The 12,563-nt window shown below is 71.8% G+C and carries 6 protein-coding genes; 2 read left to right on the top strand and 4 right to left on the bottom strand.

What is annotated here, in order from left to right; all coding sequences use genetic code 11:
* Positions 1-91: 91 nt before the first annotated feature.
* The gene (locus HZZ10_RS14190; RefSeq protein WP_179913995.1) at positions 92-4,279 is read right to left on the bottom strand and encodes a glycoside hydrolase; all 4,188 of its coding nucleotides are present in this window, start codon (positions 4,277-4,279) and stop codon (positions 92-94) included.
* Positions 4,280-4,409: 130 nt separating this feature from the next.
* On the bottom strand, positions 4,410-5,468 hold the full coding sequence (locus tag HZZ10_RS14185; protein WP_179913994.1) for a LacI family DNA-binding transcriptional regulator: 1,059 nt from the start codon (positions 5,466-5,468) through the stop codon (positions 4,410-4,412).
* Between the two features lie 183 nt (positions 5,469-5,651).
* On the opposite strand from HZZ10_RS14185, the gene HZZ10_RS14180 reads away from it, so the two are divergent.
* Positions 5,652-6,299 (top strand): CatB-related O-acetyltransferase, encoded by a 648-nt coding sequence (locus HZZ10_RS14180; protein ID WP_179913993.1) that lies wholly within the window; start codon positions 5,652-5,654, stop codon positions 6,297-6,299.
* Between the two features lie 109 nt (positions 6,300-6,408).
* Here HZZ10_RS14180 and HZZ10_RS14175 read toward each other — a convergent pair whose 3' ends face one another.
* Together HZZ10_RS14175 and HZZ10_RS14170 are read right to left on the bottom strand one after the other, a co-directional pair.
* Positions 6,409-7,626, bottom strand: a complete 1,218-nt coding sequence (locus HZZ10_RS14175) for an amidohydrolase (RefSeq protein WP_179913992.1) — start codon at positions 7,624-7,626, stop codon at positions 6,409-6,411.
* A 74-nt stretch (positions 7,627-7,700) separates the two neighbouring features.
* Positions 7,701-11,234 (bottom strand): OmpL47-type beta-barrel domain-containing protein, encoded by a 3,534-nt coding sequence (locus HZZ10_RS14170; protein ID WP_179913991.1) that lies wholly within the window; start codon positions 11,232-11,234, stop codon positions 7,701-7,703.
* Positions 11,235-11,365: 131 nt separating this feature from the next.
* Between HZZ10_RS14170 and HZZ10_RS14165 the strand changes: the two genes are divergently transcribed.
* A partial coding sequence (locus HZZ10_RS14165) for a sugar ABC transporter permease (protein ID WP_179913990.1) occupies positions 11,366-12,563 on the top strand: 1,198 nt, incomplete at its 3' end.

Below are 12,563 nucleotides of genomic sequence, written 5' to 3'. Positions count from 1 at the left end.
CCGGGCCACCCGCGAGGAGCGGGGGCCCGGCCTGTGCCGTGCTGGTGGAGCTGGTAGTGCTGGTGAGTCTCGTCGTCCGCGAAGGTCTCGGTCAGTCCTGCGCGAGGCGACGGCGACGCACGGCGAGCGTGCCGGCACCGAGGAGCAGGAGTGCGACGACGGCGAGCGACGTCACCTCGGCACCCGTCGAGGCGAGCCCGGACCCGGTTGCTGCCGGGGTGACGGTGAGCTCGCCCGACCAGACGGAGGCACCCGTCGTGGTGTCGACCACCTGGATGCGGTGCGTCCCGGTCTCGGTCGCCGCCGGGATGGTGACGCTCCGGCTGGTAGCGCCCGACGCGTCAGCCTGGACGACTGCGAGCCGCACAGGCGTCGAGTGCAGCCACACCTCGACCGAGCCGTCGCGGGTGGCTCCCGCGACGTCGACGGTCACGGTGCCGCCAGCCCGGACGCTCGCCGAGGAGAGCGTCACGGAGAACGGCACGTCAGCGCCCGGGAGGGTCGGGCTGGTGGGCGCGGGCTCCGTCGGTGCGGGGCCCGTGGGGCTGGGCTCCGGGTCGGTCGGTCCCGGGGTGGGCTCCGGTCCTGTCGGTTCCGGCTCCGGCTCGGGGTCCGGGACGACGGCACGGACGACGACGGGTGCGCTGAGCACCTCGTCGGAGACCGCGAAGCCGTCCCGCTCTGCCGTCGCGGCGACTGTCACCGAGGCTCCGACAGCCACGTCGGCCAGCGAGAGCGTGGCCCCGTCTGTGCCCGGGGTCACCTCCGTGCCGTCGACGAGCCACCTGTAGGAGACCGTCGCGTCGGCAGGGTCGGTGACGCTCGTCGCGGTCACCGTCGCACCGACGGTCGGGTCACCGGCGACGGCGACAGCCGAGACGCTGACCTGGCGGTCGACGTCCACGGTGTAGCTGCGGGTGGTGGTGCCGTCAGGCGCCGTGACGGTGACGGTGGCCAGCCCGTCGGTCGCCTCGGTCGGCTGGTCGACCGTGACCGTGGCGGCCGAGTCGACAGGCACCGCAGAGACCTGCGGGTAGCGGGCGCCCGCGGTCGTGACCGTGTACGCCTCGACGTCGGGGGAGAACCCGTCGACAGCCGAGCCGTCGACGCGCAGCGCGCCGAGGTCGGCGACCGTGGAGACCGAGGCCGTGGTCGCGTAGATCTCGACCTCGGAGACGATCATGTGGGTGTTCGCGAAGGCGTTGAGCGTGAGCCGGACGCTCGTGGTCCGGACGCCGCCGAGATCGACGTCGACCTTCGGGGCTGTGCCGTCGGCGGGCGCCTCGACCGTCAGGGCCGGCTCGGGGACGCGGGACCACGTGCCGTCGGTGTTGAGGTAGTCGACGGTCATGGTCTGGGCCCAGGTGGTCGAGCCGCCGTCCTTGAAGAAGTACGTCGAGACGGTCTCGACGTCCTGCGGGGCCGCGAAGCTGTACTGCAGGGTGCTCGTGGTCGGCTTGTTCGAGCCGACCCAGTTGGACCAGCCCTTGTCGCCCGTGGCGAGGTTGTAGGTGCGGTCGATCGGGTAGCCGCTCTCGAAGCTCGAGGCGACTGCGCTCGACACCTGCGGTGTCACGTTGGTCAGCGTCGGGGCTGTGAGGATCACCGACAGCGTGGCCGGCACGGGGTCACCTGCCGGGTCGTTGGACTCGGCCGTGCCGGGCACCGAGACGACACCCTGGTCCGCGAAGGACGCGTCGTCGAGACCCGCCCAGTCCCAGACGACAGGGGTGTCGAAGCGCTGCGCGGAGGCACCGACCTGCGCGGGGACCGTGGCGGGCGCGCTGGCCTGGACCGACGCCAGGCTCGCGCCGGCGTAGGTGGTCACGGAGACGGGGTCGGTCGAGGTGAACCCGCCGACGTCCACGATCGCGCGGACCTCGAAGGTGCTGCCGAAGACGTCGGTGCCTGTGCCCGTGACGGTCACGCTGCCGGGGGTGTCCCAGGTGCTGGCTGCAGGCAGCTGCCAGGTCACCGGGGCGGCCACGCCGTTGCCGTAGGAGTAGACGGGGACGACAGAGCCAGGCAGGGTCGGCTCGACGCCGGCGACTGTGCTCACGGCGACGTCGGGCACGCTGACGATGCTGGTGTCGCGGACGGTCCAGCGCTGGTGCGCTCCGCCGCCGTACTGCCAGAGGCTGACCCCTGAGTTGTTCGCGGTCGCCTGACCCCCGACCTCGAGGGCGAGCGAGCGAGACCCGCTCGCGAAGGACCAGGTCGAGCCGTCGGTCGTGCTGAGGGCCCACCACGAGGACGGGTCCGTCAGGGCGTCGGCGACGCTCTGGGACTTGAGGGCGACACCCGAGGACGTCGCACCGAGGATCCGTCCGTCGGCCGCCTCGAGGACGTAGCGGAGCGCGTGGCTGCCGCTGCCCTGCGGGAGCGCGTGAGCGGTCCACAGCTGTGACCCGACCGCCGAGGTGGTGGTGGCGAGGTCGGTGATGCTCGCGCCTGTCGCACCGGCGGTGAGCGCGCGGCCGGAGCCGACACCGACGAGCTGGAAGGTCTCGCCGTCCTGGACGGGGAGCGAGCCCTCGGAGACACCGGAGACGCCGTCGACCACGAAGGTCGTCACGGAGCGTGCCGGGATCTCGATGGTCACCGAGGTGGCACCGGGGGCGATCGTGACGGGTGCGCCCTCGACGAGCGCGTTCTTCTCGGGGTGCTCGGGGTCGGTGACCTCGGTCGTCACCACGGGGGTGACCGTCGCGTCTGCGGCGATCTCGCCGAACTTCGACAGGTCGAGGGTCACCGAGCGGGCGGCCGTCGAGTCGTTGATGTGCACGACGTTGGCGCCTGAGCCGTCGGCCGTGACGGCCGCCGTCGACTGGGTGCTGTTCGTCGGGATCACGTGGTCACCCGGGCGGATGTGCTGGGTGTAGTTGCGCGCGGTGTTGAACTTCGAGTTCGTGACGATCTTGCACTTCGCGGAGTCGGGCAGCGGCTCGCCGCTCGTCCACCCGGCGTCCGCGAGCCGACGCTCGGAGTACCCCACGGTGCCGGGCTCGTTGCAGTCGAAGTCGATGAAGATCGAGCCCCAGTTGAGGTTCTCGACCTTCTCCATGTTGTAGTAGTCCTCGACCTCCTGCCAGAACACCCAGGCGTTCGGCTCGAGCTCACGCAGGTCGTCGGTGATGCGCTGAGCCATCCCGAGACCGCCGGTGATGGTCGTGGTGTTGAAGCCGGTCCCGACGAAGTCGCCGCCGACCTCGCTCATCCACAACGGCTTGTCGTTGGTCTTGGCGATGTCGCGGGCCTGCAGGCGGCTGCCGGTGCCGTAGGTGTGCACGTTGAGCTGGCCGACGGCCGCGCGGGTCTGCGCGTCGTACTGGTTCCAGGCGTTGACGAACTGCCCGGGGTTGGTCTCGTCGTTGGCCGAGATCATCGCGTCCGTGCTCGATCCGGCGAGGGTCGCGGAGAGCAGGTTGATGACGTTCTGCTGGTCGTTCGCGCCGGTCCCGGGGCAGATCTGCGCGCCCTCCTGGACGGTCCCGCCGGTCTTGGGCCAGCCGTCGGCCCCGAGGGCCGGTGTTCCCCAGTAGCCGTTGCACGGCTCGTTGAAGGGGTCGACTGTCGAGAACTCGATGCCGTAGGTGTCCTCGAGGTGCTCGGTGACCTTGGTGAGGTAGGTGACGAACTTCTGCGGGGCGTCGTCGGTCGGGAGCAGCTGCTCGTCCGTCTTGTTCATCGACCCGGTGACGTACCCGCTCTTCGTCATGAAGTACGGCGGAGAGTTGCTGAAGGCCTCCCAGACCATGTCGTCCCGCGTCTCGGCGAGCTTCTCGACCCACCAGCGCTGCGTCGCGTCGGACTCCCAGTCGTAGGAGGCGTCGTCGTCGGCGTCCCAGGCCTTGAGGTAGGCGTCGCGCTCTGCGTAGGTGGTGGGGACACCCGCCGTGCCGTCCGCGTCGTCCTTCCACCAGCCCTCGACGGCTGCGCCCTGGCGGAGGTAGTCGGGGACGTCGGAGGCGTTGCCACCACCGATGTTGTAGCGGGCGACGTTGAGGTCGAGCCCCTCCTCGCCGAAGAGGAGCTGGTACAGCTCTTCGCGGATCTCCTCGGGGTAGTCGCCGGTCGCGTTGGCGAACCAGACGAGGCTCGTGCCCCAGCCCTGGAACTCCGGGCCGGGGACGGCCGGGTTCGGGGTGATGACCACAGGCGTCGGCGCAGCCTGCGCTGGTGCTGCTGCTGGGACCGTGGCGACGAGACCGGCCGCGCAGAGTGCTGCGGCCGCGACGACCGCGGTGGACCTCCTCGTCCGCGAGGGGGTGCTGTTCATCGGTGTACCTTCCGCCGTTGGATGGGACAAGAGGGTCCGCCGACGTTGGCGCACCTGCCGACGATCCTGCGATGTTTACGTAAACATGTCAAGGTGCGACGGTTCGGGTCTCACCCGCTGGAGGACGTGCTCAGTGCGAGGCCGGCGGCGCTGTGCTCGACCGGACGACGAGCTCGACAGGCAGCAGAGACCGCACGTCGGTGAGGCTGTCACCGTCGCGGATCTGGCGCAGCAGCAGGTCGACCAGCTCTTGCCCGATCGCGTGGAAGTCCTGGGCGACCGTCGTCAGCGGGGGCCAGAGGTGCTCGGCGAGCGGGATGTCGTCAAAACCGACGACCGACACGTCCTCGGGGATGCTCCGCCCGCTCTCGTGCAGCGCCCTGTAGAGGCCCGCAGCCATCTCGTCGTTCGCGCAGAAGACCGCCGTCACGTCGGGGTCCTGCGCGATCTTCAGGCCCTGCTCGTAGCCCGAGGTCGCCGACCAGTCGCCCCGGACGATCTGTGGCACAGGCCGTCCAGCCTCGACGAGGCACGCCCGCCACGAGTCGACGCGCAGCCCGGCGGGCGAGGAGTCGGCCGGGCCCGCCAGGTGGTGCACCGTCGTGTGACCCAGGCTCAGCAGGTGCTCGACGGCGGCGCGTGTCCCGGCGGCCTGGTCCGTCGCGACGGCCGGGTGGTGCGTGACGAAGCGTGAGTCGGAGACGACCACGGGCATCCGCGCGGGCAGCGCGAGGGTCTCGGGGCTCTGCTCCTCGGCGCGGATGATCACGAGCCCGTCGATCGCCTGGTGCGTCAACCGCGCGGCCGCAGCGGTGAGGTCGTCCGAGGACGGGCTCTGCACGTCGACGAGGGTGACGGTGTAGCCCTCGAGGCGGGCGGCCTCGACGACGGCCTCGAAGGTGCGGGCCTCACCGGTCCGCGCGAGCCTGTGCGCGATCACGCCGATGGTCTCGAAGTGCGCGTACCGCAGCGCACGGGCGGCGTGGTTGGGGGAGTAGCCGAGCTCGGCCATCGCGGCGAGCACCCGCTCGCGGGTCTCCGGGCGGACGCGCTCGGCGCCCGTCGACACCCGAGAGACCGTCTGGGACGACACCCCGGCGAGGGCGGCGACGTCGGCGATCGACGGACCCGAGCGGGGGCGGGGAGCCCGCCCGGCCGTGGGCTCGGCAGTGCTGTCGCCGGAGGTCATGGACCGATGATAGGACCGGCGGACGCGCCTGCTGCCGGACCGACGTCTCGGGCGGAGCGCACCGGGGTGGACCTGAGGGGCAGAAAATCACGGGAGGTCCCGCAGGATCGCTGCGATCCTGGATGCCGCCCCGTCTCAGCCCGCCGTGCCCAGACATGCCCCGACAGCGGAGGACATCACCCCATGACGTCAGTCCAGCCCCCGCCCGACCCGTCGACCCTGCACCCGATGCCGGGCCAGCCACGTGTCGTGCTGCTCAAGCCTCTGGTCACCTCGCCCCTTGTCGAGGTCGGCGACTTCACCTACTACGACGACCCCGACGACGCGACAGCCTTCGAGACCCGCAACGTGCTCTACCACTACGGCCCCGAGCGCCTCGTGATCGGCCGGTACTGCGCCCTGGCGACCGGGGTCCGGTTTCTCATGAACGGCGCCAACCACCGGCTCGACGGTCCCTCGACTTTCCCCTTCCCGAGCATGGGCGGGTCGTGGGCGCAGAACGTCGACCTGCTCGTCGACCTGCCGAGCCGCGGCGACACCGTCGTGGGGAACGACGTGTGGCTCGGCAACGGTGTCACGGTCATGCCCGGGGTCCGGATCGGCCACGGCGCGGTCGTCGCGGCCGGGTCCGTCGTCGTCAAGGACGTGCCCGACTACGGCGTGGTCGGCGGGAACCCCGCGCGGCTGATCAGACGCCGCTTCGACGACGCGACCGTCGACAGGCTGCTCGCCGTCGCGTGGTGGGACTGGCCCGTGGAGCAGGTGACCACGCACCAGCGGACCATCATGGCGGGGACGGTCGAGGAGCTCGAGGCCGTGAGCGGGCCCTGACGGAGCAGCCCCAGGGCACTGCTGCGGGGCGGGTGCTGGGCGACGCCGTGTGAGACCGGGCCCCGCTACCGCCCGAACCGTTACCACCCGAACTGCTACCGCCGAACTGCTACCGCGCGAACCACTCCCGTGCCGCGGCGCTGAGGGCGGCGACCCCGACGTCGAGGGTCGGCTGGACCACGGGGGCGAAGAAGGGCGAGTGGTTGCTCGGGATGTCGCTGTCGAGGGTCCCGGCTGCAGCGGCGGCGGCGAAGGCCGCGGGGTCGGCCCCTCCGAAGAACCAGAAGACCAGCGGGGCGCCGGCGGCGGTGGCGATCGCGCCGACGTCCTCGCTCCCGGTGACCGTGCCCGGGTCGATCACGGCGTGCTCGCCGAAAGTCTCCACGAAGGTCGCCCGGACGCGGGCCGTCGCCGCCTCGTCGTTGATCGTCGCGGGTGCGTGCTTGCTCTCGACGACTGTGGGCGGGGTGGTCATCCCGGCCGCGGCGGCCTCGGCCTCGACGATGCGGCGCACGGCGGTGAGCACCCGGGTGCGGCTCTGGTCGCTCACGGTCCGCACGTTGATGCTGAGGGTCGCCTCGGCGGGCACGACGTTGTCGGCGCTGCCCGCGTGGATCGCACCGACCGAGACCACGACGATCTCGCCGGGCTCGGACTCGCGGGACACGATGCTCTGCAGCCTGACGACGGCGTGGCAGGCGGTGAGCAGAGGGTCGACGGTGGTCTGCGGGCGAGAGCCGTGCCCGCCGCGCCCGTGGAAGGTCACGGTGACCGAGTCCGAGCCGGCCATCGTCGGCCCCGGCCGCAGCCCGACGATCCCTGCGGGGAGCGGGGCGACGTGCTGCCCGAGGACCACGTCGGGCTTCGGGAACCTCTCGACGAGACCGTCGTCGACCATCGCCTGCGCGCCGGCGACGAGCTCCTCGGCGGGTTGGACCACGGCGACCAGCGTGCCGGACCACGTGCCGCGCCGGGTGACGAGGTCTTCGACAGCGCCCAGGAGGCACGTGACGTGCATGTCGTGCCCGCAGGCGTGCATGACCGGGACGTCGGTGCCGTCGGGGCCGACAGCCCGGACCGTGCTCGCGTAGTCCAGACCCGTGCGCTCCTCGACGGGCAGGCCGTCCATGTCGGCGCGCAGCGCGACGACCGGGCCCTCGCCGTTCTCGAGGACACCGACGACGCCTGTTCCGCCGACCCCTGTCGTCACGGTCAGGCCCAGGTCTCGCAGGTGGCCTGCGGCGACCTGGGCCGTCCGGGTCTCGGCGAACCCGAGCTCGGGGTGGGTGTGCAGGTCGCGGTAGACGCTCTCGAGGTCGATGACCATGCTCCGCAGCCTAGGGGCACCGGTCGGGCCAGACCAGGGGTCGAGCCTGGCCCGGCCGGTGCCACCTCACGAGGTCATCCCTGGTGCGTCCTCCGGTTCCTGCGCACGACGAGCGCACCACCTGCGGCGAGCAGCAGGGCGGCGAGGGCGACGACGGCGACCGACGTGCCGGTGGCTGCCAGGCCCGACGCTCCGACGGTGCTGCTGCCTGCCGGGGTGCCGACGGCTCCACCACCCGCACCGGGCCCGGTCCCGGGCGCCGCAGAGGTGGTCGGGTCGTCGGTCGGGTCGACCGTCGGCTCGGGGTCGACGGCGAGCGCGGGCACGCTCGTCTCGGAGACCAGGCTCACGAGCCCGGCCACGTCGACCGCCCGCGCCCGGACCTGCACCGCGGCGTCGCCGAGCTGGACCGGTGCCGAGGCAGTGGCCCAGGGGCCACCGTCGAGCGAGTACTCCACCCGGGCGACGCCCGAGGTGTCGTCGGCAGCCGTCACCGTGAGCAGCCGCGCGGCGTCGACGGAGGCCGTGGTGGTCGGTGCGGTCGTGTCGACGTCGAGGGTGACCTCGGTGACCTCGGTCGAGGGCACACCGTCGTCGGTCGCCCGCGCCTGTGCCACGTGCCTGCCGTCGCCGACAGGCACGGGGCCCGTGTACGGCAGCCAGTCGCCGTCGTCGAGCCTGTACTCGGCCCCCGGCACGGCGGCGAGCGCCATCGTCCCGGCCGCCTCGGCCTGCGCGAGCTGCGGGTCGACAGGCTGGGCATCGTCCCGCGTCACGACGAGGGACGGGGTGGTCGTGAACCACCCTGTCGCTGCTGGCTGCGGCAGGTCGATCGTCACCGTGCCGGGCACTACGACCTCCTCGTGGGCGTAGACCTGCACCTCGACGAGACCCGCCGCCCAGGCTGCGGCGTTGCCGTTGTGGGAGTTGACCACCTGCGCGACGTCGAGCCGCACGTAGCGGTACTGCCCGACGAGGGGGTCGCTCGTGAAGCCGACCGTGGTGTTGCCGAGCTGCCCGACGAGCTGCGTCCACGTCGTGCCGTCGACGCTGCCCGAGACCGTGTACCCGTGGTAGGACTCCGAGCCGTTGTAGCTGCGGAAGCTGAGGTCCACGCGGCTGAGGTCCTGGACCTCTTCGAGGTCGACGGTCCAGCTGAAGGGGACGCCTGTGGGCTGGAAGTACGCGGAGCTGTCACCCCACGTCGCGGTGTTGGTGTACTCGCCGTCGTTGGCGACGGAGGCGGCGTGCGCTTCGTCGACCGCGTCGGCGGTCACCGGCTTGCCCTGCGAGACGAGCGGGTCCTCCGGGTAGTCGATCGCGCCCGTCGCCGAGTCGAGGCTCCACGCGGGTCTGTAGTCGAGGGACACCGTGGACGGGTCTGCGGGGTCGATGCTCAGGGGCAGCCACACGTAGGTGGAGGTCCCGAGCTTCTTGGAGTTCCACCGGTCGCCCATGTACACGTACTTGCGTCCGCCGTCCTGGCGGTCGATCGTCATGATGTTGGTGGGCTGGCTGTAGAACGACGTGTTGTTGCCGACGAGCACAGGGTCGGACCAGCCGTCGGGGTCGGCGATGTCCTTGGTCCACGCGACGCGCGTCTGGTTCGGGTACCAGCCGGACTGCCCCGAGGTGAAGGCCAGGTAGTACTCGCCGATCTTCACGACGGCCGGGGCCTCACGGCCCTGCCCCTCGAAGACCGGGAACGAGGCCTCCCAGTCGACGTCGGCGTAGTCGTCGGTCAGCGGGTAGAGCCGCATGCTCGTGTGGTCCTCGGAGGACAGCAGGTACGCCTTGTCGCTGTCGGGGTCCTTGAAGACCGTGAAGTCGCGCGAGCCGTAGCCCCAGAGGTCGTCGCCGCCCGTGTAGGTGGGGTCTTCGTGCTCGGTCGTGACCTCGCCGACGCCCGGGCGGAAGTGCTTGACGAAGGTGTAGTCCCCGTCGACCGTCGGGCTCGTGGCCACCACGAGGTGCGAGGCCGAGTAGTCGTCGGCGCGCTCCCAGTGGCCCCACAGCACGAAGGTGTCGGTCTTCTCGTTGTAGACGAGCTTGGGTCGCTCCCACTTGGAGTCCACGAGCTCAGGCGCGGTGTCCTGGGTGACGAGCTCTTTGACGTACGTCCAGTTCTTGAGGTCCTGAGACTTGTACAGGCTCACGCCGAGCAGGACGGCACCGTCGTGGGCCTTGTTCTCGCCGACCCAGTAGTACCAGCCGTCCTTCTCGAGGAAGCCGCCACCGTGCGCCTGGATCGGGTTGCCGTCGGTGTCGAACCACGTCTTGCCCACGGGGACGGCGTCGTAGCCGCCCTCGGGCACGAGCTCGATGCTCAGGCGCGCTGTCGAGACGGCGCTCGCGGTCCCGTTGCGGATCGCCCGGGCCTTGACCGTCGTCGTGGAGTCGAGGACGAAGGGCTCGGTGTAGAGGGTGCCGTGGGTGCGGGACGGCTCGGAGCCGTCGGTCGTCACGTAGACGGAGGCGCCCGGGGTCGCTGTCGAGACCGAGACCGTCTGCGCGGTCGAGTAGGCGCCGTCTCCCGGGGTGATGGTCGGCGGGGCGACCACGACGGGTGCGGTGTCGACGTCCACGCGACCGGCTGCGACGGCGAACCAGCCGAGGGTCGGGGCCTCGCTGCCGGCGGCGCGCTCGACGCGGAGCTCGGAGGTGCCGGTCTGGTCGACAGTCACCGTCGCGGAGACCATCGCGGTGGTCTTCCCGGACGCGTTGCTCACGGTCACCTCAGGGGTCACGACCGAACGGGCGCCCGAGGGGGAGACGAGCGTGACCGACATGGTCCGAGGTCCGCTCCACCACTCGCGGAAGCCTGCGGTGACCGTGTGCTCACCTGCTTCGAGGGGGACCTTGTAGACGATCGGGCGAGACGAGGTCCCGCTGCCACGGGCCCAGAGGCCGCCGGCGTCCTTGTCGAGAGGGTTGGTCGAGGCCCGCAGACCGACGTAGGCGTCGCCGTCGTTGACGTAGCCCCAGCCCGTCGACGCCTGCTGGTCGGCGACGGTGTGGCGCAGGGTGTTGTCGCCCGTGGGCCCGGCGAGCGTCGCGACGGCGTCGAAGGGCGGCGTGGACTGGGTGCCTCCCGAGTCGACCAGGTACTCGACGCCGCGTGGCACCACGTCGACCTGGGCCTCGACCGCGAGGGTGCCCTCTACGGTGCCGGAGACCATGACCGACCTGTAGTGCTGGTCGAAGACGTACTCGCCCGAGTCCCAGACGACGTCGGCCAGGCGGGTGCCGCTCGGGGCGGTGACCTCGACCTGCGCCGGGAGCGCGGGGGCCTCGCCGGTGTAGGTGGCGAGGACGACGGGTCGGGCGAGTGCCGTGGGGGCGTCGGCTGCGACGTCAGCCAGCGCCTGGGACCCGAGAGCCTCGGGCTCGGCGCGGAGCGAGGCGAGGGCCTCGGACACCGCAGACGCCGGGACGGGCAGTCCCGACGGAGCGGCCGCTGCGGGGACTGCGAGGCCGGCCGCGAGGGCTGTCGCGGCGAGAGCCGCCGTGACGGCAGCGAGGAGGGGACGCCCGAGGAGGCGACGGTGCTGCGGGTCGTGCTGGAGGTGGGGTGGGTGGAACAGGGTGTGGCGTGACGTCGTCGTCATGGGGTCCGTCCTGGACTGGGGGTTCGACCGGCCGGGGCGCGACAGTGCGCACCGGGGCGATGTTTACGTGAACATCCGCACGGTATCTGCGGCTGGACGAGGGTGTCAACGATCGCTGCTACGGTCGCCCGATGGACCAGACGACCCCCGCCCCAGTCCCAGAGCCGACGGACGACACGGACGGAGCGGTCTCCGCGTCAGCGGGGTCACGGACGCAGGCGTCGGTCCAGGCGGGTTCGGGTGGTGCGACCGCTGACGAGCTCCCTGGCTCCCAGCCGTCCTCCGCCTCCGACGCGTCGTCCGCCTCCGGTGCGCCCGTCGGTCCCGACGACCCCACCGGTCTCGAGAAGCCGGCTGATGTCGACCGCAGCCCGCGCCGGATGAGCAACGCCCGTCTCGCGGGCTGGTTCGTCGTCGTCGCGCTCTTCGCGCTCGCGGTCCTCCAGTACCTGCTCCCCGCCCTGCGCCTCGTGCAGCTCGCGACCCGCGACGCCGTCGCCTTCTTCGAGGTGGCCGGCTCTGTCGGTGGCGCCAACTTCTCGGCCGTCCTCGACGACGACGAGTTCCGTGCGTCGGTCGGCCGGGCCCTCGCCTACTCGATCGTCCCGCTCGCCGCCGCTCTCGTGCTCGGACCGCTCGTCGCGTCTGTGGCATCGCGGGCCGGGCGCACGACCCGGCTGGTGAGCCGCGGGCTGCTCGCCGTCCCGCTCTTCTGCTTCAGTCCCGTCGCCTACTACGTCGGCCAGTGGGGCTCGCAGCGCGGTGGCGGCTCGGCTGAGACGCTCCGCCGTGCGCAGGAGGTCGGCGGCTCGCAGGCCGAGCTCGTCGTCATCGCCGGGCTCTCGGTCGTCGGGCTCGTCGGGGCGCTCTCCGCGACCCTGTACCTCGCCGCGATGCGCCGGTCCGCGGTCTCGCGTGCTGGTTGGGCTGCCTCGGGCGTGGTGACCGCCGTGGTGGTGCTCGCCGTGACGACCCTGAGCCTCATGGTCACGACTGTCCCGCTGCTGCTCACCGCGGACCTCGCAGACCGGGGCACGACCACCCCCGGCATGCTGGTCTACGAGTGGGTGTTCTTGCGCTACGACCTGCCGACGGGCAGCGCTGCCCTCGCGCTGCTCCTCGTGCCGACGGTACTCGTCGGCGTGCTGCTCGTGGTTCTGGTGCTCGCCACGCGGCTCCGGGTGGAGATCGTGCCGCGGGACGCGGGTGCCGGAGGGGTCAGGCTGCTCGGCCGTCTGCGTCGCGGAGGAGCCGGCGCGGGGTCGGGCGCGGCTGCGACCAAGGCTGCGACTCCCGCGAAGGGCGGGGTGCGCGGGCGGGCCTCTGCGG

Origin of the sequence: Sanguibacter inulinus, assembly GCF_013415325.1 — a bacterium.
Classification (GTDB): domain Bacteria; phylum Actinomycetota; class Actinomycetes; order Actinomycetales; family Cellulomonadaceae; genus Sanguibacter; species Sanguibacter inulinus.
This window is presented reverse-complemented; position numbering and strand designations above follow the sequence as displayed.